Origin of the sequence: Pseudoalteromonas sp. T1lg48 (assembly GCF_002964785.1) — a bacterium.
In the GTDB taxonomy this organism is placed as follows: domain Bacteria; phylum Pseudomonadota; class Gammaproteobacteria; order Enterobacterales; family Alteromonadaceae; genus Pseudoalteromonas.
In genome coordinates, this window is record NZ_PQCC01000001.1 from 254,740 (window position 1) to 276,886 (window position 22,147).

The 22,147-nt window shown below is 49.4% G+C and carries 26 protein-coding genes and 1 pseudogene; 9 read left to right on the forward strand and 18 right to left on the reverse strand.

Annotated elements, in window-relative coordinates:
* Positions 1-88: 88 nt before the first annotated feature.
* The 11 genes from C2M29_RS01245 to zapE all read right to left on the reverse strand — a co-directional run bounded on the left by C2M29_RS01245 (position 89) and on the right by zapE (position 9,697).
* Positions 89-1,393 carry an AAA family ATPase gene (locus tag C2M29_RS01245; RefSeq protein ID WP_105187986.1) on the reverse strand — a complete coding sequence of 435 codons (1,305 nt, stop codon included), beginning with the start codon at positions 1,391-1,393 and terminating at the stop codon, positions 89-91.
* Positions 1,393-2,463 (reverse strand): 3-dehydroquinate synthase, encoded by a 1,071-nt coding sequence (aroB, locus tag C2M29_RS01250; protein ID WP_105187987.1) that lies wholly within the window; start codon positions 2,461-2,463, stop codon positions 1,393-1,395. The genes C2M29_RS01245 and aroB overlap by 1 nt, the downstream gene beginning before the upstream one ends.
* 20 nt (positions 2,464-2,483) lie before the next feature.
* Positions 2,484-3,002, reverse strand: coding sequence for a shikimate kinase AroK (aroK, locus tag C2M29_RS01255; RefSeq protein WP_105187988.1), 519 nt, complete (start codon positions 3,000-3,002; stop codon positions 2,484-2,486).
* Between the two features lie 220 nt (positions 3,003-3,222).
* Entirely contained in the window at positions 3,223-3,705 is a 483-nt protein-coding gene (locus tag C2M29_RS01260) for a ClpXP protease specificity-enhancing factor (protein ID WP_105187989.1), read from the reverse strand.
* A complete protein-coding gene (gene sspA / locus C2M29_RS01265) occupies positions 3,705-4,331 on the reverse strand; it encodes a stringent starvation protein SspA (protein WP_105187990.1) in 627 nt (208 codons plus the stop codon). Before sspA ends, C2M29_RS01260 begins: the two co-directional genes overlap by 1 nt.
* Before the next feature lie 141 nt (positions 4,332-4,472).
* Positions 4,473-5,210, reverse strand: coding sequence for a cytochrome c1 (locus C2M29_RS01270; RefSeq protein WP_105187991.1), 738 nt, complete (start codon positions 5,208-5,210; stop codon positions 4,473-4,475).
* On the reverse strand, positions 5,207-6,472 hold the full coding sequence (locus C2M29_RS01275; RefSeq protein WP_105187992.1) for a cytochrome b: 1,266 nt from the start codon (positions 6,470-6,472) through the stop codon (positions 5,207-5,209). Before C2M29_RS01275 ends, C2M29_RS01270 begins: the two co-directional genes overlap by 4 nt.
* Positions 6,472-7,068, reverse strand: coding sequence for a ubiquinol-cytochrome c reductase iron-sulfur subunit (petA, locus tag C2M29_RS01280; RefSeq protein ID WP_105187993.1), 597 nt, complete (start codon positions 7,066-7,068; stop codon positions 6,472-6,474). The genes C2M29_RS01275 and petA overlap by 1 nt, the downstream gene beginning before the upstream one ends.
* 474 nt (positions 7,069-7,542) lie before the next feature.
* Positions 7,543-7,932, reverse strand: coding sequence for a 30S ribosomal protein S9 (gene rpsI, locus C2M29_RS01285; protein ID WP_105187994.1), 390 nt, complete (start codon positions 7,930-7,932; stop codon positions 7,543-7,545).
* A 13-nt stretch (positions 7,933-7,945) separates the two neighbouring features.
* A complete protein-coding gene (rplM, locus tag C2M29_RS01290; RefSeq protein WP_105187995.1) occupies positions 7,946-8,374 on the reverse strand; it encodes a 50S ribosomal protein L13 in 429 nt (142 codons plus the stop codon).
* A gap of 234 nt (positions 8,375-8,608) precedes the next feature.
* On the reverse strand, positions 8,609-9,697 hold the full coding sequence (gene zapE / locus C2M29_RS01295) for a cell division protein ZapE (protein WP_105188102.1): 1,089 nt from the start codon (positions 9,695-9,697) through the stop codon (positions 8,609-8,611).
* 100 nt (positions 9,698-9,797) lie between these two features.
* On the opposite strand from zapE, the gene C2M29_RS01300 reads away from it, so the two are divergent.
* The 3 genes from C2M29_RS01300 (at position 9,798) to C2M29_RS01310 (ending at position 12,910) form a co-directional block, all read left to right on the forward strand.
* The gene (locus C2M29_RS01300) at positions 9,798-10,250 is read left to right on the forward strand and encodes a YhcB family protein (protein ID WP_105187996.1); all 453 of its coding nucleotides are present in this window, start codon (positions 9,798-9,800) and stop codon (positions 10,248-10,250) included.
* 120 nt (positions 10,251-10,370) lie between these two features.
* Positions 10,371-11,723: a DegQ family serine endoprotease gene (locus C2M29_RS01305; protein WP_105187997.1), complete on the forward strand. Its 1,353-nt coding sequence runs from the start codon at positions 10,371-10,373 to the stop codon at positions 11,721-11,723.
* A 104-nt stretch (positions 11,724-11,827) separates the two neighbouring features.
* Positions 11,828-12,910, forward strand: a complete 1,083-nt coding sequence (locus C2M29_RS01310) for a trypsin-like peptidase domain-containing protein (RefSeq protein ID WP_105187998.1) — start codon at positions 11,828-11,830, stop codon at positions 12,908-12,910.
* 67 nt (positions 12,911-12,977) lie between these two features.
* Here the strand turns inward: C2M29_RS01310 and murA are convergent, their stop codons facing one another.
* The 7 genes from murA to C2M29_RS01345 are packed head-to-tail and all read right to left on the reverse strand — an operon-like array spanning position 12,978 to position 17,633.
* Positions 12,978-14,237: a UDP-N-acetylglucosamine 1-carboxyvinyltransferase gene (gene murA / locus C2M29_RS01315; protein ID WP_105187999.1), complete on the reverse strand. Its 1,260-nt coding sequence runs from the start codon at positions 14,235-14,237 to the stop codon at positions 12,978-12,980.
* An 11-nt stretch (positions 14,238-14,248) separates the two neighbouring features.
* A complete protein-coding gene (locus C2M29_RS01320; RefSeq protein ID WP_105188000.1) occupies positions 14,249-14,506 on the reverse strand; it encodes a BolA family protein in 258 nt (85 codons plus the stop codon).
* A gap of 5 nt (positions 14,507-14,511) precedes the next feature.
* Positions 14,512-14,805, reverse strand: coding sequence for an STAS domain-containing protein (locus C2M29_RS01325; protein WP_105188001.1), 294 nt, complete (start codon positions 14,803-14,805; stop codon positions 14,512-14,514).
* A complete protein-coding gene (locus C2M29_RS01330; protein ID WP_105188002.1) occupies positions 14,798-15,475 on the reverse strand; it encodes an MlaC/ttg2D family ABC transporter substrate-binding protein in 678 nt (225 codons plus the stop codon). The genes C2M29_RS01325 and C2M29_RS01330 overlap by 8 nt, the downstream gene beginning before the upstream one ends.
* Positions 15,476-15,480: 5 nt before the next feature.
* The gene (gene mlaD / locus C2M29_RS01335) at positions 15,481-16,038 is read right to left on the reverse strand and encodes an outer membrane lipid asymmetry maintenance protein MlaD (RefSeq protein WP_105188003.1); all 558 of its coding nucleotides are present in this window, start codon (positions 16,036-16,038) and stop codon (positions 15,481-15,483) included.
* Positions 16,039-16,050: 12 nt separating this feature from the next.
* Entirely contained in the window at positions 16,051-16,839 is a 789-nt protein-coding gene (mlaE, locus tag C2M29_RS01340; RefSeq protein WP_442792525.1) for a lipid asymmetry maintenance ABC transporter permease subunit MlaE, read from the reverse strand.
* Positions 16,839-17,633 (reverse strand): ATP-binding cassette domain-containing protein, encoded by a 795-nt coding sequence (locus C2M29_RS01345; protein WP_105188004.1) that lies wholly within the window; start codon positions 17,631-17,633, stop codon positions 16,839-16,841. The genes mlaE and C2M29_RS01345 overlap by 1 nt, the downstream gene beginning before the upstream one ends.
* 203 nt (positions 17,634-17,836) lie before the next feature.
* On the opposite strand from C2M29_RS01345, the gene C2M29_RS01350 reads away from it, so the two are divergent.
* From C2M29_RS01350 to lptB, 6 genes and pseudogenes are all read left to right on the forward strand, one after another.
* The gene (locus C2M29_RS01350) at positions 17,837-18,808 is read left to right on the forward strand and encodes a calcium/sodium antiporter (RefSeq protein WP_105188005.1); all 972 of its coding nucleotides are present in this window, start codon (positions 17,837-17,839) and stop codon (positions 18,806-18,808) included.
* Between the two features lie 11 nt (positions 18,809-18,819).
* A complete protein-coding gene (locus tag C2M29_RS01355) occupies positions 18,820-19,788 on the forward strand; it encodes a KpsF/GutQ family sugar-phosphate isomerase (protein WP_105188006.1) in 969 nt (322 codons plus the stop codon).
* Positions 19,788-20,340 (forward strand): annotated as a pseudogene (gene kdsC, locus C2M29_RS01360) (3-deoxy-manno-octulosonate-8-phosphatase KdsC). The gene C2M29_RS01355 and the pseudogene kdsC overlap by 1 nt, the downstream one beginning before the upstream one ends.
* Positions 20,337-20,891, forward strand: coding sequence for an LPS export ABC transporter periplasmic protein LptC (gene lptC, locus C2M29_RS01365; RefSeq protein WP_105188007.1), 555 nt, complete (start codon positions 20,337-20,339; stop codon positions 20,889-20,891). Before kdsC ends, lptC begins: the two are co-directional and overlap by 4 nt.
* Positions 20,881-21,411, forward strand: a complete 531-nt coding sequence (lptA, locus tag C2M29_RS01370; RefSeq protein WP_105188008.1) for a lipopolysaccharide transport periplasmic protein LptA — start codon at positions 20,881-20,883, stop codon at positions 21,409-21,411. Before lptC ends, lptA begins: the two co-directional genes overlap by 11 nt.
* Positions 21,408-22,133, forward strand: a complete 726-nt coding sequence (gene lptB / locus C2M29_RS01375; RefSeq protein ID WP_105188009.1) for an LPS export ABC transporter ATP-binding protein — start codon at positions 21,408-21,410, stop codon at positions 22,131-22,133. The genes lptA and lptB overlap by 4 nt, the downstream gene beginning before the upstream one ends.
* The last annotated feature ends 14 nt before the right edge of the window (positions 22,134-22,147 follow it).

The following is a 22,147-nucleotide window of genomic DNA, read 5'->3' on the forward strand; positions in this document are numbered from 1 at the left end:
TACTAGCTCATCTATTGAGGTTAATTATTATCTCACTTCCCAGTGATAGCATATGTATTACCCAGGGTAACTGGATTAACGCCAAATTCTACCGCAATTCTGGGGCCTGTTGCGAGTTTATCTCCGCTTTTATCTGCGCTATTTGTTTGGCATAGGGCTGGGCCGCCTCGATTTTTGCGCGTATTACCGCTAACTGAGGGGTCAACTCATCTTTGGCCACGGCCTGTGCCCAAGTCACAACATGCCAGCCTTTATCGGCACGATAATAATGGTGCACCTCGCCCGCTAATCCATATCGGTGAATATAGGCTGCTATTTGTTGTGGTTGCGACATGATGGTCAACTGCCACACCCATAATTTTTCATCCTGATTAAGGTACCATTGATGATCAAAGGGCTGCTCAGCCATGGCGGCTTTAGGCTCGGTATCCATCTCTGCGGCCTTGTCATCTAAGCTTGGAATGCGTGGTTCCGAGCTCTCTAATGCCAACAGGACGGCAGCAGCATCATTGTAACTGGCACCATCCTTATCACTCGAGGTGTCGTCTAGCTGCACGGCGACGTGTTCGGGTTTTGCGGTATTCATTGACGCTGAACTCTGCAAAGGCGCAGCAGCCACAACCTGTGGAGATACCTGACTGTCGGCCAACAGCTCGACGGGCTGCAGCGAATCCTGTGTGGCATCTGGCCAATAGCGATAGCCCAAACTAATAACCAGTATCAGTAACACCAGCAGCGCTGGGCCCAGCCGCCACCATAAAGAGGTTTTCGCTGTTTGCGCCGGCATTTGCTGCTCGCTTTGCCATTGCAGTAACAATGCCGGATTCCCACCACATTGACGTAAGAACTCGGCAAAAATTGGATCTTCGCGACGGGGCAACTGCGCATAAAAATAGCCCAGCAGGCGCTCGCTTTCTTGCTCCGATAAGGGCTCCAGATGAATATCTATGGCCCCGCTCAGCAGCCCTCCTTGGGATGAGGCGCAGAGGATATACAGGGTTCCCGGTGCCGTTTTGGCCAAATAGTGCAGCTCGGCGATAAATTCCTCCGACAGCTGCTTGGCATTATCGAACACCCATAAAAGTGGTCGCTCGCCCTGCTCTTTAAGCAGACGAAAAAAGTTCTCGCGCAGCGGCAGATCCAGGTCTATCAGGGGCGATGCAAAGCTATGCTCAAGCAACTGGGTTTGCAACTGCTCGTCACGGCTCTGTGCCGTAACTTGAATATAGGCCTTATGAAATGACTCGTAGTGATCGGTAACGAAATGCTCCAGCAGGTAGCTTTTTCCTAGGCCACTGCCACCCACCAAGTGAATAAGGTTTTGTCCATAGCTGAACTGTAAGGCGATACGCTTCGCTAGCGCCGCCCGTGATGGCAAAATGGGCGATTGCATTAGCGTGCGAGCAGTGTCTCTAGCTCGGCGTCGCTTACATCATCGACCAGCTCACATCGGCCAAACTGGCTAGGAAGAATAAAGCGAATGCGTCCGGCTTTGTTTTTCTTATCCTTACGCATATGGGCAATAAACTGCGCAGGGGTCATCTCATCGGGTATCTGCACCGGTAAGTCATAGGCTTTCAACAGCGCAATAATACGCTTAACCTCGGCCGCACTGAGCTTGCCACGGCTATGCGCCAATTGCGCCGCCAGCACCATGCCGACCGCAACCGCTTCGCCATGAAGCCAGGTACCGTAGCCCATTTCCGCCTCGATGGCATGACCGAAGGTATGGCCCAAGTTCAGCAGAGCCCTGAGCCCTGCTTCCTTTTCGTCCGCCGCGACGATTTCCGCCTTTATGGCACAGCAACGCTGGATCACCCGCGGTAATAGCTGGGCGTCCAAGGCCTTGATTTCTTCCACGTTGCGCTCAAGCAATTCAAACAACTCAAGGTCATAGATCAGGCCGTACTTAATCACCTCGGCCATTCCGGCGGCAAACTCTTTGGCTGGCAAGGTGGCAAGCGCAGCGGTATCGATAAATACCGCCTGCGGCTGATAAAAGGCGCCGATCATATTCTTGCCCAGAGGGTGATTAACCGCGGTTTTTCCGCCCACGGATGAATCAACCTGGGATAACAAGGTCGTGGGGATCTGCACAAAGGGCACACCACGTTGATAACAGGCGGCCACAAAGCCGGTCAGATCACCGACTACTCCGCCACCCAGGGCTAGTAAAACCGTATCGCGGCCGCAATTATGCTCTAGTAAAAAGGCATTAAGGCGTTCAAACGATTCTAGCGTCTTGTATTGCTCGCCGTCGGGGAGCACGAATACTAGGGGCTCTTTTACTGCCAGGCTGGCAAGAAGGGTGTCGAGGTATAAGGGAGCGATGGTTTCATTGGTAACAATCACAGCCCGTCGCTCGCCTACATATTGCTGCAGGCGGGCGCCATCGGACATTAACTTGTTACCAATAAAGATGGGATAACTGCGCTCACCGAGTTCAACATTGAGTTCCAGCATGCGCAATTCTCCTTGGGTATTTAGAAGTTAAGTTTCTCGATAATTTGGTTAGCCACGACTTTTGCGCTCTGCTCATCGGTACGCACAACGAAGTCGGCGATTTCTTGATACAGCGGATTACGCTCTTCGGCTAAACGCTCCAATACGTGTTGCGGCGCTTCTTCTGTTTGCAGAAGAGGACGACGTTTATCACGCTGGGTACGAGCAACTTGTTTTTCAATTGGGGTCTCAAGGTATACTACGATACCGCGTGCAGACAGTTTGTTGCGTACTTCTTTACTGACTACTGAGCCACCACCTGTTGCTAATACGATACCCTGAAGCTCGGTTAGATCCGTGATCACCGCTTCTTCGCGACGACGGAAACCATCTTCACCTTCGATATCAAACACCCAAGCAATGTCGGCACCTGTGCGGCGCTCGATTTCGTTATCCGAGTCATAAAACTCAAGGTGCAGTTGGTCTGCAATGTGGCGACCAATTGTGCTCTTTCCGGCCCCCATAGGACCTACTAGAAATATATTACGTTTCTCAGCCATATCTTTTAGTACAAACGAACTCTAAAATTTGAAATAAAACCCCGCCTCGCGACTGGCCCCAAAATTCAAGGGGGAGATTATCTCAGTAATTTATGCCTGTTTTCAAGCATAATACTGCAAATAATCACAGTGGGCGGTCGGTCAGTTAAATAGCAATCCATAGTCAGGGCTGTATGCGGTGCCAGACCATGGATCGTTATTTTTGCCGCAGATGATTAGGCTACTTAATCACTTTCAAGTGATTCGCTTTTTTGCCTTTGCCGTCGTCCTGACTGTTATCACGGCTTGCTTGTGGGTTTGGATTGTCAATTGCCTCAAGCCCGGTCTGCGGTTGTTGCGACTCTGACTCGGCAGTTGATTGTACTGCTTCAGAACGATCCTGCTCTTCGTATAACTCTTCTTGAGTAAATACGGTGCCTTCGCCGTTTTCCCTGGCATAGATGGCCAACACTGCTCCCATCGGCACATAGACCTGCATGGGCTGACCACCAAAGCGAGCGTTAAAGGTCAATGCTCGATTATCCATGGAAAATTGCGTTACGGCGCTCGGGCTAATGTTCAACACAATTTGTCCGTCTTGCACAAACTGGGTTGGCACCTGCACCTGAGCGAACTCGGCATCAACAACCAGGTGCGGTGTGCACTGGTTGTCGACTATCCAATCGTAAAAGGCACGTAGCAGATAAGGTCTGTTAGGTGTCATTAGAGACGGATCTCACGTTCTGCTTCAGTCAATGATGCTTGGAACGATTCACGCTCGAACAAGCGAATCATGTACTCTTTCAGCTCTTTGCTGCCTGCACCGCTGAGCTCAATACCAAGCTCAGGTAAACGCCATAATAGCGGCGCTAGGTAACAGTCAACCAAGCTGAACTCTTCGCTCATAAAGTATGGTGCTTCATTGAAAATAGGTGCTACCGCTAATAATGCTTCGGTCAACTCTTTGCGCGCTTGCTCGGCATCGCTACCACCGTTGATGATCTTCGCCGCTAGCGAATACCAGTCGGTTTCAATGCGGTGCATCATTAAGCGACTGCGACCACGCATAACAGGGTATACAGGCATTAATGGAGGGTGCGGGAAGCGCTCATCCAAATATTCCATGATGATGTTAGCCTGGTATAAACCTAGCTCACGATCGATCAAAGTAGGAACTGTACCGTATGGGTTAATTTCGTGTAATGCTTCTGGCAGGTTATCTTTCTCCGCCAAATGGATATCCACGCTCACCCCTTTCTCAGCCAAAACAATACGAACTTGATGGCTGTACATACAATTCGCGCCGGAAAACAGCGTCATTACAGGGCGTTTATTGGCAGCAACGGCCATGCCTACCTCCATTAAAAAATCACAAAGTACAACATACTTTTTGCGTCATCTTTGTGCCTAGCCTGGCTAAATTCACAGCAATGACTTTAAACGGCAATAGGGGCATGCGCCCCTATTGAGTTAACTGGTTGATTATTCTAATTAATGAACATCACGCCAGTATTCTTTCTTCAGTAAGAAAGCAAAGATAAAGAGGATGATTAGGAAACCAATTACCTTGATACCTAATGACTCTGAATCTAATCGCGACGGCTCACCTACGTAGGCCATGAAATTAGCAAGGTCACGAGCAGCTTGGTCGTACTCGTCAACGCTCATTTCACCGCTACCATCGGTCTCGGTCGCAACCACTTTCGTTACTGTTTTACCATGTTCTTCCACTTCCTCGATAACAGGAGTCGGTAGACCTTGCAGCTCTTGCAGAACGTGCGGCATACCTACAGAAGGAAACACGATGTTGTTTACGCCAAATGGACGCGACTCATCTTTATAGAACGACTTTAAGTACGTGTAGATGTAGTCAGGTGATTTAACACGTGAAATCAGAGTTAAATCCGGTGGCGCAGCACCAAACCATTTAGCTGCGTCATCTTTGTCCATAGCATTTTTAATATGGCTACCTACTTTCGAACCATCGAAAATAAGCGATTCCTGGCCGATATCGGTAGGAATACCGATATCGCGGAAAGTACGCTCATAACGCTGGTACTGCATCTGATGACAACCAAGGCAGTAGTTCATAAATAGCTTAGCACCGCGTTGTAATGATGCTTGGTCCGTCAGGTCGATGTTTGCTTCTTGCAAAGGCATCGAAGGACCCGCTGCCATTGATAGCGTTGGCAGCAATGCGAATAAACCGATAACTAGTTTTTTCATCACTTCGTCAACCTCTCTGGCAATGGCTTAGTCTTCTCGTTCTTAGAGTAGAAGAACAATAACACGAAGAACATAAAGTAAGTAACTGTACAAATCTGCGACAAAATCGTTTTGAAGTCAGTTTGTGGTGTCGCACCTACCCAACCAAGGATAACGAAGGTTACAACGAACTGAGCAATGTTCAGCTTGTGGAAACCACAACGGTAGCGAATAGAGCGTACCTTACCACGGTCAATCCAAGGTAGAAGTGCTAGCACTACAATTGAGGCACCCATGGCGATTACACCCATTAGCTTGTCTGGAATCGCACGCAGAATCGCATAGAAAGGCGTGAAGTACCAAACAGGGAAGATGTGCTCAGGCGTCTTCAGTGGGTTAGCCGCTTCGAAGTTTGGCGCTTCTAGGAAGAAACCACCCATCGCCGGCGCAAAGAACACCACATAACAGAACAGGATTAAGAAACCCACCACACCAACGATATCCTTCACCGTGTAATACGGGTGGAAAGGAATCGCATCAACAATATCTTTCTTGTTGGTGTAGTACTCGTGGAACTTGAATTTAGGCTTGTCTTCTTCGGCCACTGTGCCTTTCTTACGCTTGATTTCAACACCGTCAGGGTTGTTTGAACCCACTTCGTGAAGAGCAACAATGTGCAAGAACACTAGGATAACAAGTACAAGTGGTAGCGCGATTACGTGTAGTGCGAAGAAGCGGTTAAGCGTTGCACCTGAGATTACGTAGTCACCACGGATCCACAGGGTAAGGTCGTCACCAATAACCGGAATCGCACCGAATAGTGAGATAATTACCTGCGCACCCCAGAATGACATCTGACCCCAAGGTAGTAGATACCCCATGAAGGCTTCGGCCATTAGCGCTAGGAAAATAAACATACCGAATAGCCACAGTAGCTCACGCGGCTTCTGGTACGAACCGTAGATCATGCCACGGAACATGTGCAAATAAACCACTACGAAAAACGCCGAGGCGCCGGTAGAGTGGAGATAACGCAGCAACCAGCCGTATTCAACGTCACGCATGATGTATTCAACGGAAGCAAACGCACCTTCGGCTGAAGGAACGAAGTTCATGGTTAGCCAGATACCTGTAACGATCTGGTTTACTAGTACTAACATGGCTAGCGAGCCAAAGAAGTACCAGAAGTTAAAGTTTTTCGGTGCGGGATATTGTGCGATGTGCATATTCCAGACGCGAGTCATGGGAATACGTTCATCAATCCAGTTGATAATATTGCCAAACATTATGCTGCCCCTTCGCCTTTCTCACCACCAACTAGAATAGTAGTGTCATCAATGAAGTAATAAGGAGGGATCTCTAGGTTTAGCGGAGCTGGAACCGACTGGAATACACGACCGGCCATATCAAATTTAGAACCATGACATGGACAGAAGAAACCATCGTCTGTGCCTTCCACTTTCTCACCAAAGCCACCTTGTAGGAAGCTAGGAGAACAACCCAGGTGAGTACAAATACCCACTGCCACAAAGATAGTTTCTTTGATGGAACGGAATTCGTTCTTAGCAAACTCAGGCTGTTGCGGTTCATCAGACTGAGGATCACGAAGTTTGTCTTCGTGAGCTTTAAGTTGTTCTAGCATTTCCGGCGTACGCGAGATAACCCAAACAGGTTTGCCTCGCCATTCAACACGGATTAGTTGTCCTGGCTCTAGCTTAGAAATATCAACTTCTACGGGGGCACCCGCAGATTTAGCTCTCTCACTAGGGTTCCAAGACGCAATAAAAGGAACAGCAGCTCCAACCGCACCCACACCACCTACAACAGAGGTAGCAATGGTCAAAAAGCGGCGTCGGCTGTTGTCTACAGGCGCATTGCTCATCCACTTATCTCCACTATGATTCTCAACACTTGCTATATTGAGAACATCAGTTACAGCAGGTTAATTTTTGAAGTTACAAAATAGAAGCGATCATAAATAAAAGCCTTGATTAAAACAAGGTTATTCACTGTTTCACAGTCGAATAAGCACCCACTCAGCGGCTGAGTCAGGGTTAAAAAGCGTATTCGATTATCAAGCAGTGCCGTCTATGTTATCGCAAACACTCGCCGCCGACGCTGATAAAGATCAAGGTCCAGCCAGCAAATAGTTTAAAATCACTTCATTAGTTTATTTGCCCGGCAATTGTAGCAAAATTTTCTCAAGATTATCGGCTAGATTTGCATTAAATCGGGGGAAATTATGAAATATTCGCGGGCGACGCGAAGGAAGTTGTACCCTTGCCTAGCACAGGCAATAAAAAACCCGGTTTGCCAGAGGCAAAGCCGGGTTTTGTAATTCTGGATACGTAATAAATTAACGCTTCGAGAACTGTGTTTTCTTACGTGCTTTCTTAAGACCCACTTTCTTACGCTCAACTTTACGAGCGTCGCGAGTAACAAAGCCAGCTTTACGTAGAGTAGGACGAAGTGACTCATCGAACTCCATAAGCGCACGAGTGATACCGTGACGGATAGCACCAGCTTGACCAGTAGTACCACCACCTTCAACAGTGATGTAAAGGTCAAACTTTTCAATCATTTCAACTAGCTCTAGAGGCTGACGAACAACCATGCGAGAAGTTTCACGACCGAAATATTCTTCGATAGAACGTTGATTGATTACGATGTTGCCAGTGCCTGGGCGTAGGAAAACGCGAGCACTTGAACTTTTACGACGACCTGTACCGTAGTATTGATTTGCCATGAGTTAGTGCTCCTTAAATGTCTAGAACCTGAGGCTGTTGTGCAGCGTGGTTATGCTCGGTACCTGCGTAAACTTTAAGCTTACGGTACATTGCACGGCCAAGAGGACCGCGTGGAAGCATGCCTTTAACAGCTTTTTCGATGATCATTTCAGGCTTTTTAGCTTGAAGTTTCTCGAAGTTGATAGACTTAAGGCCACCTGGGAAGCCAGTGTGTGCGTAGTACATTTTGTCTTGAGTCTTGTTACCAGTTACGGTTACTTTTTCCGCGTTGATAACGATGATGTAGTCACCAGTGTCAACGTGAGGAGTATACTCAGCTTTATGCTTACCGCGCAGGCGACGAGCGATCTCAGTAGCGATACGACCTAAAGTTTTACCTTCAGCGTCAACTACGTACCAGTCACGTTTTACAGATTCTGGCTTAGCAACAAACGTTTTCATTTATAAAAATCCAATGTTTACAATTATAAAACCACAAGCAGAAATCTTTCTGCTGCTCTATTAAATGTGCTTCAACCCCTTCGAGTTTAAGACTTAACCCCCAGTAGTGGCTAAACGTACCGAGGTAGAACGGCAAGTGGTAGGCGCGGGAGTATAGCAAAGCAGATCTGGAATTACCACAGCTTCGCTGTTTTTTTGTGCGTCTTTAAACGGCGCAAAATAGCGCCGCTGGGATCAAGCCAAATGAGGGCGTTTTAGATATTCGTGTGACTGCATTTCCTGCAAGCGACTGATACAACGCTTAAACTCAAAATTCAGTCTTCCATCCGTATAAAGCTGCTCTATCGGCGCCTCGGCGGAGATGATCAAGGTAACATTACGCTCATAGAACTCATCAACCAAAGCTATAAAACGTCGCGCCGCATCGTCATTATGCTGACCCATCTGCTTCACATTGGCCAACAGCACTGTGTTATATAAACGGGAAATTTCCATATAGTCGACCTGAGAGCGCGCACTTTCACACAGCTGCTCAAAATCGAACATCACGATGCAATCACTGACCATACGGGTGCGTATCATCCGCCCTTCAATTTCAATCTCTTCATCGGCGCGTCCGGGCTCCGGTGACAGTTGCTCAAAGTAAGCGTAGAGGTTTTTATCTGCCTGTTCGTCCAAAGGACTGTGGAAGATCTCCGCCTGCTCCAGGGTTCGCAAGCGGTAATCGACTCCGGAGTCAACGTTCACCACCTCGGTATTGGCCTTCACCAACTCGATAGCGGGCAAAAAGCGAGCCCGCTGCAAGCCGTTCTTATAGAGTTCATCGGGAACGATATTCGATGTTGCGACCAGTATAATGCCGCGCTCGAATAAGGCCTCCATTAACCCGCCCAAAAGCATGGCATCGGTGATGTCCTGGACGAAAAACTCATCAAAACAGATGATATCTGTTTCACTTTTAAGCTTATCTGCCACCACCAAAAGAGGGTTCTTAACATCTTGTAATTGTTTTAGTTCATGATGAACCCTGTGCATAAAGCGGTGAAAGTGCACCCGCATTTTACGCGTCGTTGGCAAGGCTTCATAAAAGGTATCTACCAGGTAGGTCTTACCACGACCAACGCCACCCCAAAAATAAAGCCCTTTAATGGTCTTCGTGCTATCCTTGGAGAAGAGTCTTGCGAATAAACCGGCCGGCTTTGGCGGTTGCGCGACCATATCATCGAACAGCCTTTGCAGGTGCCTTACGGCATTTTCCTGAGCGGCATCATAGAGAAAGTCGTCACGCTGTAAGTCTTGTTGGTATTTTTGCCAAGGTGTCATGATAGTAACGGCGTACATAGAGGTAAATTTTCGCGCTATCTTAACACGGCTCATAACAAAGCGTATATTTGGCTAGGAAAGTTTTCATAAGGGGAAATCTATGTCCACAATCACTTGGATAGGGGTAGTAATCATTATTGCCGCAGGCAGCTTCTTTGTTGGCGGCTGGTTTACAAAAAAACGCTTTAAACAGGAAGAATTGGAGCAGCAAGCTGAAAAAGCACAAAGTGAATTGGAGCAGTATCGCCAGGATGTCGCCGATCACCTCGATAGCACCAATAAACTGATTAATAAGCTCAAAGACAACTACGAGCAGTTAGCTCACCACGTACAACAAAGCGACCACTTATTGCTGAGCAAAAAAGATATCGATGATAGCCAGCCGTTTTTCTCCAAAGAAACCACGGAGCAGTTGCAGGCATCATTGAATCAGCGCCCTGAACGCCACTCAAGCAATATAGTCCACGACAGTCAACCTACCGACTATGCGGCCGGTGAATCCGGGCTGTTTCGAGGTGAGCCTAAGGACGTTGAACAAAGACAATCTGCTTGATAAATAAGCATTCGTAACACCCTTGAGGAACTAATTTAGCGTCCCCATAGTCAGTATAGAAAATAGCTTTATAGGTACCGGGCTGCCTGGCAGCCCTCTCTTTTGGAGTTTGTCTATACTATGAAAATGAAGTTATCCGTTCTTAGCGCCGCCATTTTGTCGGCCACCCTTTTTATGCAGCCCGGCCTTGCCGAGGCCAAATTACCAGTCGCCGTTGATGGCCAGCAACTCCCTACCCTAGCGCCTATGCTAGAGCGTGTCACCCCGGGTGTCGTGAGCATTCGTGTTTCCGGCTCCAAGGAAGTGCGTGGCCGTGTCGACCCGTTTGACTTTTTCTTCGGTCGCCCGCAACCTCGTTCACAAAAACGCCCCTTTAGTGGCTTAGGCTCGGGCGTCATTATCGATGCTGATGACGGTTATATCGTCACCAACAACCACGTCATCGATGACGCCGAAGAAATGCAGGTGACCTTAGAAGACGGTCGCGAGTTTGCTGCCAAACTGATCGGTGCCGATAAGGAGTCGGACATTGCCTTATTGCAAATTGATGGAAAAGATCTAACCGAAATTAAGCTCGCCGACTCAGACAAACTACGCGTCGGTGACTTCTCCGTCGCCATAGGTAACCCATTCGGCTTGAGCCATACGGTGACCTCGGGCATCGTCAGTGCCCTAGGACGTAGCGGCCTGAATATCGAAGGATACGAAGACTTTATTCAAACCGATGCCGCTATTAACCAGGGTAACTCAGGTGGTGCCCTAGTTAACCTTAAGGGTGAGCTTATCGGTATCAACACCGCCATCCTTGGCGCCTCCGGTGGCAACGTGGGTATCGGCTTTGCCATTCCCTCAAACATGATGAAAAATTTAGTCGATCAGATCATCGAATTCGGCCAGGTACGCCGTGGCTCATTGGGGATCTCTGGGCGTACCCTGGATGCCGGATATGCCGAAGCGCTGGACCTCGAAGTGAAGCGCGGTGCCATGGTTGAGCGCGTGGTCGAAGACTCGGCTGCGGAAAAAGCGGGCATTAAGGCCGGTGACGTGATCATCAGCGTAAACGGTAACGATATTCGCAGCTTCCAGGAGTTACAGGGCAAAATTGCCACCCTGGGCGAAGGTAAAGAAGTAGAAATCGGCCTGTATCGCGATGGCGATGAAATCGAAGTGGAAGTGACCTTGGCTGCCGCCGGCGATATTGCCAAAGAAGCGGCAGAAGTGCATCCGGCATTGGCGGGTGCCGAGCTGGAGTCTGGCAAGCGTAACGGCATCAAAGGCGTGATTATCAATAGCGTCGACCCTCGCTCGGTTGCCGCCCGTATCGGTTTAGAGGAAGGGGATCTCATCACTCAGGTGAATCGCCAGCGCGTGGAGACGGTGCGCGAGCTAAGCAGCACCATAGCCGAGATCCAAGGCAATATCGTCCTGGTAGTACGCCGCGGCAATAGTACCTTCTTCGCCCCCATTCAGTAAGCACAGCTTCTGCTTATTACAATTCAACAGCGGCGCCCTTGCCGCTGTTGTTACTTCTGTGCCATCATTGTTAGCTCAACAAACTAATAATAATTATTAATCACGTGCTAAAACAAATCAGATTTGTGCTCGTGCCGTTGCTTAGCGGCCTGGGGCTCGCCTTTATTATGGTGTTGGCCACGCCCTCGCTACGGGATGCCCTACTGCCACTGTTATCAAGCGACGGCTTTAGCGGCTCGCATATGAGCTATGCTACCGCCGTAAAACGCGCCGCACCGGCCGTGGTCACGGTTTATTCCGAACGTATTTCCACTCAACCTCGCTATATGCAACAGCAAAGTACGGTGTCGGAAATTGGCTCCGGCGTGCTCATGAGCACCGATGGCTATATTCTTACCAACTATCATGTGATCAATAGCGCCGATGTGATCATGGTAATGCTTAGCGATGGCCGCCACTTTAGCGACGTTCAACTAGTGGGTTTTGACACGGTGACCGACCTGGCGCTGTTAAAGATAACAGCACAAAACCTGCCTACCATTCCCATCGATGAAACCTTTTCACCTCAGGTTGGTGACGTGGTCCTGGCCATAGGTAATCCATTAAACCTTGGGCAAACGATCACTCAAGGCATCATCAGTGCTACGGGTAAGCAGCGACTCACCGACAGCTCACACTCAAGTCTGTTACAAATGGACGCCGCCATTAATGTCGGTAACTCGGGTGGTGCCTTGGTTAACTCGCACGGCGATCTGGTTGGCATTACCTCGGCCCAGTTTAAGACCCGCAGTAACCTGGATATTCAGGGTATCTTTTTTGCGGTGCCCTACTCCTTGGCCAAGGATGTGATGGATAAACTGATCCGCTATGGCCGCGTGGTGCGCGGTTATATGGGCATGGACGTAACCGCCGTCGATAAGCAAGGGCGCGACGTCACCAATAATAAAATGGCCATTGCAGGCATGCGCATCAATAAGCTCGATCCCTTAGGACCGGCTTGGCAGGCGGGTATAAAGGAAGGGGATATCGTGATTCGTATGGGCGGCCACTCGGTGAGTAATATCCAGCAAAGCCTGGAGCGTGTCGCCAATACTAACCCGGGCACCGAGGTTGAGGTCGAGCTCTACCGCGATGGCGAGCTACATAAACTCACGGTTACCGTGGCCGAGCTGGAAACTCGGATGTAATGCCCATTTATTAATGCTATTGATATAAAAAAAGCTGCCAGATGGCAGCTTTTTTTATTCTTTACTGTTACTCGCTTACGCGCTTGATGTTGGCGCCTAACGCAGTCAGCTTATCTTCAATATGCTCATAACCTCTATCAACATGATAGATGCGGTCAACTCGGGTTTCACCTTCGGCGATAATACCGGTCAGGATCAAACTGGCCGAGGCGCGCAGATCCGTGGCCATCACCTGTGCACCACTGAGCTTAGGAGTATCGCCACAGATAGCGGTGTTCCCCTCTAGGCGAATGTCTGCGCCCATGCGCTGCAGCTCAGGCACGTGCATAAAGCGGTTTTCAAAGATAGTCTCTGTGATGGTAGCACTGCCCTTAGCAACCACGTTTAAAGCGGTAAACTGAGCTTGCATGTCGGTCGGGAAACCAGGGTGCGGCAAGGTTTTAATATTCACCGCTTTTAGTTCACGATCACGCATATCCAGATAAATTGTATTCTCTGTTACCTCAATATGAGCATTGGCTTCGCGTAGCTTCTCAATCACCGGTTCCAGGCTCATGTAATCCGTGTTCTTACACAGGATATCGCCCTTGGCCATGGCCGCGGCCACCAGGAAGGTGCCGGTTTCGATGCGATCGGGCAAGATGGCATGCTCGCAACCACCTAAGCGTTCAACCCCTTCGATCTCGATGCGGCTGGTGCCGGCACCACTGATCTTGGCTCCCATGTTGTTCAGGTATTTAGCCAGGTCGCTGATCTCGGGTTCACGGGCAGCATTTTCCAATACCGTTTTACCTTCAGCCAGAGTCGCCGCCATTAGGAGGTTTTCCGTAGCGCCTACGCTCACGGTATCCATAAAGATTTCCGCACCTTGAAGGCGGCCATCAACCTGGGCGTGAATATAGCCATTTTCCACTTCAATCTGGGCACCCATGCGGCGCATGCCTTGAATATGGATGTCAACCGGACGGGCACCAATGGCACACCCACCAGGCAATGACACCTGGGCCTTACCAAAACGGGCCAACAAAGGACCCAAGGCCAATACCGAGGCGCGCATCTGCTTTACCAACTCATAGGGCGCTAGGATATTATCAACGGTACCACCATCTACGATTAGGTTACCATCTTGCCAATATACCTCTGCACCCAGCTCTTTGAGCAGGGCTTCTGTGGTATTGATATCGCGTAATTTGGGCACATTGCTAAAGCAACTCTTGGAGTCGGCTAACAAGGCTGCAAATAGAATGGGCAGGGCCGCATTTTTGGCCCCGGAAATGGTCACCTCACCGCTAAGCGGCGTGCCACCTTGAATAATAAAATGATCCATTGCTGTGCCTGTTATTGCGGTAGGATAAATTTGCGTTCGCGCTGCCACTGTTCTGGCGTAAAGGCACGAATGGAAACAGCGTGAATGGTGCCATCTGAAATTTTTTCCATCAGCGGCTTATACACTAACTGCTGTTTTTTGACCGGGGTTAACCCGTCGAAGCAGTCACCCACGGCGATCACCTGATAGTGGGTCCCTTCAACTTTAACGATTACTTCTTCGAGCTCTAGCTCTTCTTTCAATAAAGCTTCAACTTGACTGCTCTGCATTACTCTCACTCAAAAATATTGTCGACCTGACCTAACTGCATCAACTTTTGCAGTTGCTCAGGGATATGCTGCAATCGCAACTCTTTATCTTGCTTACGAAGTTGCGACAAGCTGTCTAATAACCAAGCTAACCCAGCGGTATCAACGTGACTCACGTCCTTTAAATCCAGCGCCACCGTTGCACTGCTACTGGCGAGCAGACGCTGTACCAAGGTCTTATCGGCGACACTATATCGGGATAATTCACCACTGAGCGTAAATTGGTCATCACTTTGTTGTGATAAGGTCAGGCTACTCATTGCCACCTTCACCACGAAACTGAACTGGCAGTTTACTTTTCTTCTCTAGTAAATCAATAACGTGTTCAATGCCTTCCTGGCGCAATATACCATGCAGCTCACTTTGTTTGGCATCCAGCAAGCTAATGCCTTCCGCTATCATGTCATAAGCGCGCCATTGATTGCTATTATCCTTACGCACTTTAAAGCCAATATCAATGTCTGGCTTGCCCGGATCTTTAATCGTGGTTTTCACCACCACGACCGAGTTATCACCCAAATCCTTCGCGCTATCGAATAGCACGGTTTGGTTGGTATATTGCGTAAAGACACCGGCATAGGTGGTAACCAGGTAATCCTTAAACACTTCCATAAAGCGCTTAATATTGTCTATGGCCTGCTTTTTCTCTTGCGGGTCTTCAATATTACGAGCCTTTTGAATATAGCTCGCTAACACGCGGTAAGAGGCATACTTATAATCGATATAAGGCAGCAACTCTTCTTCAACGATCACCTTAAGGTATTCTTTATCGGCGGTAATCTTGCTTTGGTCACGCTCAATGCGCTTAAAGGTTTGATCAGCAACCTGACGCACCATTTTGTACGGGTCGCTTAAGTCAACTTCCGTCGCGTGCACCTGAGGCGCTAGCAACAAAAACAACCCTGCTAAAAAACTAAAAACCTTTTCCATAACTACTACTCGCTACCTTGATTGAATAGAAATTGGCCGATTAGCTCTTCCAACACCAAGGCCGACTTGGTATCGGTGATCATATCGCCGTCCTTTAACGCTTTTGACTGCACGCCGAAGATGGCATCAATTGATAATTCATCGCTCTGTTCTTGTGACTCGACCACGGCTTTGCCTAAACAGGTTTGTTGCGCCTGGTTGCTGGCTATAACCGGGTTAAGACCCAGGTATTGCTCGCCTAAAATCCCCGATGTAAGAATCGACACCGAGGTGGCATCGGAAAACTTACATTCGTACGCGTTGTCTATGGCCATATAGACCACGGGTACAAATTCACTGGGGTGCACTTGAATCGTTTCAACGCGACCAATCACCACCCCACCCACCTTGATTGGTGCTCGGGTTTTAAGTGATCCTATATTTTCAAACTTAGCCTGCAATGAATAAGTACCATTACTACCAGTTAAGCCCGCGTTGGCCACTTTTAATGCCAGCATAACGAACGCGGCAACGCCCAAAGAGACAAATAAGCCGACCAAAATTTCAATTTTTCTCGAATTCATGGTGTTAATCCTTTAGCCGCCAAACATCAGGGCGGTCAAAATAAAATCGAAGCCAAGCACGGCCAGTGAAGAATGGACAACGGTTTCCGTTGTCGCTTTGCTAATCCCTTCCGAAGTGGGGACACAGTCATAACCCTTGTACAGGGCTATCCAGGTAACCAGCAGGGCAAAGACACAACTTTTTATGATGCCGTTGAGGATATCTTTCTCAAACGAAACCTGAGCCTGCATAATCGACCAGAAACTACCGCGGTCGACGCCAAGCCAGTCAACGCCCACCAGGTGCGCCCCTAAAATGGCCACCGCAGAGAAAATTAATGCCAATGCCGGCATACTGATCATGCCCGCCCAAAAACGCGGTGCAATCACGCGCTTCAAAGGGTCCACGGCCATCATTTCTAAGCTGGTGAGCTGCTCTGTGGCCTTCATTAAGCCTATTTCTGCGGTGAGCGCACTACCGGCACGCCCGGCAAACAACAAGGCGGTGACCACAGGGCCTAGCTCACGTAACAGACTCAGGGCGACCAAGGGCCCTAGGCTGTCTTCGGCACCATAATCGACCAGCACGGTATGACCTTGCAGGGCCAGTACCATGCCGATAAACAAACCGGATACCACAATAATAATCAGGGATAAGAAACCCACCATGTAGAGTTGGCGGATCAGCAACGGCGTGCCCTTACGAAAGTTAGGCATGCTCAACAAGGCACCTAACAGCATATAGGTAGCACGACCCATAGAGGCAAAACGACTTAATGTTTTATGCCCCAGACGCTGCCAAAATTCGAGCAAAGCTGACATTATGACAATAACTCCTGCTCATAAGGCTGAGCATCAAAATGAAATGGCACAGGACCATCGGACAAGCCCTGTAAAAACTGCTGCACCAAGGGCGATTCATGCTGGCGTAGCTCATCCGGGCTGCCCTCGCCTATCACTCCTTTTTCGGCAATGATAATCACATGATCGGCAATGCTCATCACCTCGGGCACATCATGGGTGACGATCAAGGACGACAGGCCAAGCACATTGTTCAACGACTTAATCAGCTTCACCAACACGCCCATGGAAATAGGGTCTTGCCCGGCGAATGGCTCATCGTACATGATAAATTCCGGGTCCAGGGCAATGGCTCGTGCCAAAGCGGCACGGCGAGCCATACCACCGGAAAGCTCCGCCGGCATAAGATCTTTGGCTCCACGTAAGCCCACGGCTTGAAGCTTCATCAAGACGATAAGGCGGATCAAATCTTCACCTAACTGGGTATGCTCGCGCAGTGGAAAAGCGATGTTGTCGTACACCGACATATCGGTAAATAAGGCGCCACTTTGGAACAACATGCTCATTTTCGTGCGCGCCTTGTATAACGCTGCACGATTCATGCTGGGAATGCTCTGACCTTGAAAGAGAATATCGCCACTATTGGGTTTGAGCTGACCGCCGATCAGTCGCAACAATGTGGTTTTACCTATACCACTGGGACCCATAATGGCAGTGATTTTCCCCTTGGGAATGTTTAGGCTCATATTCTGATAGATAACGCGCTCCGCGCGTTTGAAGGTAACATCCTTGATTTCAACGATTGGTTGCGACAAGTCGCTCTCCCACTATTTTTCTATCATGTGACCCGGCATTTTAAAGTTTTTTTGCCCCGAGGGAAAAAAGAATCTGTAAAAATTTGTAAGATCAATCAATAAAGCTGTAATAGAGACAATTTACGTGCGTTTTTTTACACAATTACAACGGCTTTTGTTACTATTTGCGCCAGTATTTTTTCTAACTCATTGGCTTTGCTCTCATGCTCACTTCTTTTGCCATTCTCGTTGCCGGTTTTGTTGCTCTCGTATGGAGTGCCGACCGCTTTGTCTTTGGCGCCGCAGCCTTGGCGCGTAACCTTGGCGTTCCAGCTTTAATCATAGGCTTAACCGTGGTCGCCATGGGTTCATCTGCTCCAGAAATGATGGTTTCAGCGTCGGCGGCGCTGGCCGATAAAACCGATACTGCTGTCGGTAATGCGGTGGGCTCAAACATTACCAATATCCTCCTGGTGCTTGGCATCACCGCCCTATTGCGACCGCTATCGGTGTCTTCAGTCACGCTTAAACGCGAAATGCCGCTGGTATTAGTGGTCTCGCTTGCCGCCTGGTATATGTTTACCGACAACTATTTTTCCGGCATAGAAGGTTGGTTGCTACTAGCCGGCTTTGTTGCCTTTATCGTCTTTCTTATCGTTATTTCACGTCAGCAAAAGAATAACCAGGACGACCCCTTTGTCAGCGAAGCCTGTGATGAAATTCCGAAAGGCGTAAGCACCAAAACCGCCTCCCTGTGGCTGGTAGTAGGTATAATCTTACTGCCACTCAGCTCGCATTTTATCGTTTCTTCGGCGGTGGAAATTGCCCAGTTCTTCGGCCTTAGCGACCTGGTAATCGGCCTCACCATCATCGCCATCGGCACCAGTTTGCCCGAGCTCGCCGCTTGTGTTGCCGGCGTGTTGAAGAACGAAGACGACCTGGCCCTGGGCAATATCGTCGGTTCAAACCTATTTAATATCCTTGCCGTGCTTTCCATTGCCGGTATTCTCAACCCCGCAGTGATTGACCCGGCAGCGGCCAATCGCGACGCCCTGGTGATGATCGCCGCGACCATAGTGCTAATCGCCATGAGTTTGAACTTTCGTGGTGCCAGACGCATCAACAGGATAGAAGGAGGCATGTTGCTGGTCGCATTTTTTGCCTACCAAGGATATATTTTTAGTCAGATAGCATAGAGTAAGCGTATATGACACAAAGCTACATCGCTTCCGCCCAACGGGTGATAGAGACCGAAGTTCTTGGCCTTCAAGAGCAGCTACAGCATTTAGATGAGCAGTTTGTTCAGGCCTGTGAACTCATGAAGGCCTGCACCGGACGCATTATTGTCGTCGGCATGGGTAAGTCCGGTCATATAGGTAACAAGATTGCCGCCACCCTTGCTAGCACCGGCACCCCGGCCTTTTTCGTGCACCCGGGAGAAGCCAGCCACGGCGATTTAGGCATGATCACGGCACAGGATGTGGTGTTATTGATCTCCAACTCCGGGGAGACACATGAAATTGTCAGTATTATCCCTGTGATTAAACGCATTGGTGCGGCCTTAGTAGCGATGACCGGCAACCGCCAGTCAAGCATGGCCACCTTGGCGAACCTGCATATTTGTATCGGCGTGTCTCAAGAAGCCTGCCCATTAGGATTGGCTCCTACCGCCAGCACCACGGCGACCTTGGCCATGGGCGATGCCATCGCCGTCGCGCTACTCGAAGCCAAGGGCTTTACCGCCGATGATTTTGCCCTGTCCCATCCTGGCGGCAGCCTTGGCAAACGTTTGCTGCTAACGCTTAATGACGTTATGCACAGCGGTGATAACGTGCCTCGCTCGCACCAATCACAAAGCATTAGAGAAGCCTTGTTGGAAATTTCCAGTAAGGGCCTGGGTATGACGGCGGTGATCGACGACCAGCAACAGTTGGTGGGACTGTTCACCGATGGCGACCTGCGCCGAGTGCTGGAACAACGCATCGATATTCATAACACCGCCCTGCTTGAGGTGATGACACCGAATTGCACCACGGCCACCGCCAACATGCTGGCCGCCGAGGCACTGAATATCATGGAGCAAAAGCGCATCAATGGTCTGATCGTGGTCGACCAGGCCCGTCGCCCCGTTGGCGCCCTGAATATGCAAGACCTACTGCGTGCGGGAGTGATCTAATGCAATTTTCCGATTTATATCAGCCCATTGAGCAGGATGCCTGGCAACGAGCCCAAGCGGTCAAATTACTTATCTGCGATATCGACGGGGTATTCTCTGACGGGCGCATCTACCTAGGCAATCAGGGTGAAGAGCTCAAAGCCTTTAACACCAAAGACGGCTTTGGTATTAAGGCGTTATTGAATAGCGGTACCGAGGTTGCGGTGATCACCGGTCGCCAATCCCGTATCGTCCAGACCCGCATGGAAAGCCTAGGCGTCCCTTATATTTATCAGGGCCGTGAACATAAACTCGACGCCTACGCCGAATTAAAACAAACCCTCAATCTCAGCGACGAGCAAGTCGCCTATATCGGTGATGACGGGCCGGACTTACCGGGTGATGGAACAGGTGGGTTTTGCCGTGGCCGTTAACGACGCTCACCCCTTGGTGAAACGCGTTGCCCATTACACTACCCTGTTACCGGGGGGCTTTGGCGCGGTGCGTGAACTCACCGATCTGCTATTACTGGCCAAGGGCTGTAGCCTGGGTACCGAGGGCACCAGCTCATGAACATGGCGCGGGTGCTGATATCCATCGTTTTTATTGCGCTAATGGCCTGGCTATGGGCACCCTATTATATGCAATCGGAAAAAACGGTAAGAAGCAGCAACGACACTATCGCCACCCCGGATTATATTGCCACCGGGCTACGACAAAGCAGTTATAACGATCAGGGCGCGTTAAGCCACACCGTATATGCTGAACATATGGAGCTCTTCGACGAACTGGGTTTTACCCACTTCAGAAAACCGGTGTTTACCCTTTATAACGACGGTGAACGCTGGCGTGTCACCGCCGATGAGGCAACGCTCTACAATAACAATATTTTGATCTTGGAAAACAACGTCGTCGCCACCAATTTAATACCAGGGGCAATGATCGAAAAGGTCCAAGCAGCAGCTATCCAAATAGACATTGATGCCCAACGTATGGAATCGGAACAAAGTGTTGAGCTCAGGGGACCGGATCTACTGATCACAGGTCAGGGCTTGAAAGCAGATATCAATACAGAGATAGTGGAACTAATAAAACATACGCGAACGGTATATTATGACCAGTAAATTCAAAGCATTAATCATAGGTTTGGGATTCGGACTAGGCGCAGTAAATGCCTGGGCAGAGCAACCAGGCACGGTGACGGAAGTACAGATCGACGCCGATAAACAACAGGCGCTGATCAAAGAAAACATCACTATTTTTGATAAAAATGTGCACATTGTTCATGGTCAACGGGAAATCAAGGCGGATCGCCTTGAGGCCCACCGTCGCCCGGAGTTAGGTGATAACAAGCAGCTGCTTATTGCTACCGGCAACCCGGCTATCTACAGCGAAACCATGGCCGATGGCACGCAAATTACCGCCTCCGCCAAGGAAATTCGCTACGACGTGGCCACGCAAATGCTGCGAATTTCCGGTGCCGCAAAAATAGCCATGGCCGATCAACAGATCGTCGCCGAGACGATCAGCTATGATATAAATAAGCAGCTGATCAGCGCCGAAAAAGATAAAGATTCGAGCACTCGCGTAAGAACCACACTCACACCGCAAAACGACGAAAAGAAAGAGAAGGAACAACCATGACCACGCTGAAGGCGAAAAAGCTGGCAAAAAGCTATAAAGGCCGTGAAGTGGTCAAAGACGTGGGTCTGGAAGTCAAAGCCGGCAGCATAGTCGGTCTGCTTGGTCCTAACGGCGCCGGTAAAACCACCACCTTCTACATGATTGTAGGCCTGGTGCCGAGTGATAAGGGCATGATAAGCATCGACGAGCAGGACATCACCTTGCTGCCCATGCACTCGCGCGCTCGCTTGGGGATCGGTTATTTACCGCAGGAATCTTCTATTTTCCGCAAGTTGTCCGTCTATCAAAACCTGATGGCAATTTTGGAAACCCGTAAGGATCTTGATAAAAGCGCCCGCGAAAGCGAGCTGGAAGGCTTGCTGGACGAATTCAATATTCAGCATATCCGTGATTCCTTAGGCATGGCACTGTCCGGCGGCGAACGTCGTCGCGTGGAAATTGCTCGCGCCTTAGCCGCCAACCCGAAATTTATTCTGCTAGACGAACCTTTTGCTGGTGTTGACCCCATTTCGGTGCTAGATATAAAGAAAATCATTGAACACCTCCGCAACCGTGGCATCGGCGTCCTTATCACCGACCACAATGTGCGCGAAACATTAGATGTATGTGAAACTGCCTATATCGTCTCCCATGGCGAACTTATCGCATCAGGAACTCCTCAACAGGTATTAGCAGATCAAACCGTACGCGATGTGTATTTAGGTGAGCAGTTTAGACTTTAATCACAAAAGGATTG

Excerpts from the sequence above, each read along its gene's own strand:
- C2M29_RS01245 (WP_105187986.1), bottom strand. The coding sequence starts at position 1,393 with ATGCAATCGCCCATTTTGCCATCACGGGCGGCGCTAGCGAAGCGTATC.
- aroB (WP_105187987.1), bottom strand. The coding sequence starts at position 2,463 with ATGCTGGAACTCAATGTTGAACTCGGTGAGCGCAGTTATCCCATCTTT.
- aroK (WP_105187988.1), bottom strand. The coding sequence starts at position 3,002 with ATGGCTGAGAAACGTAATATATTTCTAGTAGGTCCTATGGGGGCCGGA.
- C2M29_RS01260 (WP_105187989.1), bottom strand. The coding sequence starts at position 3,705 with ATGACACCTAACAGACCTTATCTGCTACGTGCCTTTTACGATTGGATA.
- sspA (WP_105187990.1), bottom strand. The coding sequence starts at position 4,331 with ATGGCCGTTGCTGCCAATAAACGCCCTGTAATGACGCTGTTTTCCGGC.
- C2M29_RS01275 (WP_105187992.1), bottom strand. The coding sequence starts at position 6,472 with ATGTTTGGCAATATTATCAACTGGATTGATGAACGTATTCCCATGACT.
- petA (WP_105187993.1), bottom strand. The coding sequence starts at position 7,068 with ATGAGCAATGCGCCTGTAGACAACAGCCGACGCCGCTTTTTGACCATT.
- rpsI (WP_105187994.1), bottom strand. The coding sequence starts at position 7,932 with ATGGCAAATCAATACTACGGTACAGGTCGTCGTAAAAGTTCAAGTGCT.
- rplM (WP_105187995.1), bottom strand. The coding sequence starts at position 8,374 with ATGAAAACGTTTGTTGCTAAGCCAGAATCTGTAAAACGTGACTGGTAC.
- zapE (WP_105188102.1), bottom strand. The coding sequence starts at position 9,697 with ATGACACCTTGGCAAAAATACCAACAAGACTTACAGCGTGACGACTTT.
- C2M29_RS01300 (WP_105187996.1), top strand. The coding sequence starts at position 9,798 with ATGTCCACAATCACTTGGATAGGGGTAGTAATCATTATTGCCGCAGGC.
- C2M29_RS01305 (WP_105187997.1), top strand. The coding sequence starts at position 10,371 with ATGAAAATGAAGTTATCCGTTCTTAGCGCCGCCATTTTGTCGGCCACC.
- murA (WP_105187999.1), bottom strand. The coding sequence starts at position 14,237 with ATGGATCATTTTATTATTCAAGGTGGCACGCCGCTTAGCGGTGAGGTG.
- C2M29_RS01320 (WP_105188000.1), bottom strand. The coding sequence starts at position 14,506 with ATGCAGAGCAGTCAAGTTGAAGCTTTATTGAAAGAAGAGCTAGAGCTC.
- C2M29_RS01325 (WP_105188001.1), bottom strand. The coding sequence starts at position 14,805 with ATGAGTAGCCTGACCTTATCACAACAAAGTGATGACCAATTTACGCTC.
- C2M29_RS01330 (WP_105188002.1), bottom strand. The coding sequence starts at position 15,475 with ATGGAAAAGGTTTTTAGTTTTTTAGCAGGGTTGTTTTTGTTGCTAGCG.
- mlaD (WP_105188003.1), bottom strand. The coding sequence starts at position 16,038 with ATGAATTCGAGAAAAATTGAAATTTTGGTCGGCTTATTTGTCTCTTTG.
- mlaE (WP_442792525.1), bottom strand. The coding sequence starts at position 16,839 with ATGTCAGCTTTGCTCGAATTTTGGCAGCGTCTGGGGCATAAAACATTA.
- C2M29_RS01350 (WP_105188005.1), top strand. The coding sequence starts at position 17,837 with ATGCTCACTTCTTTTGCCATTCTCGTTGCCGGTTTTGTTGCTCTCGTA.
- C2M29_RS01355 (WP_105188006.1), top strand. The coding sequence starts at position 18,820 with ATGACACAAAGCTACATCGCTTCCGCCCAACGGGTGATAGAGACCGAA.
- lptC (WP_105188007.1), top strand. The coding sequence starts at position 20,337 with ATGAACATGGCGCGGGTGCTGATATCCATCGTTTTTATTGCGCTAATG.
- lptA (WP_105188008.1), top strand. The coding sequence starts at position 20,881 with ATGACCAGTAAATTCAAAGCATTAATCATAGGTTTGGGATTCGGACTA.
- lptB (WP_105188009.1), top strand. The coding sequence starts at position 21,408 with ATGACCACGCTGAAGGCGAAAAAGCTGGCAAAAAGCTATAAAGGCCGT.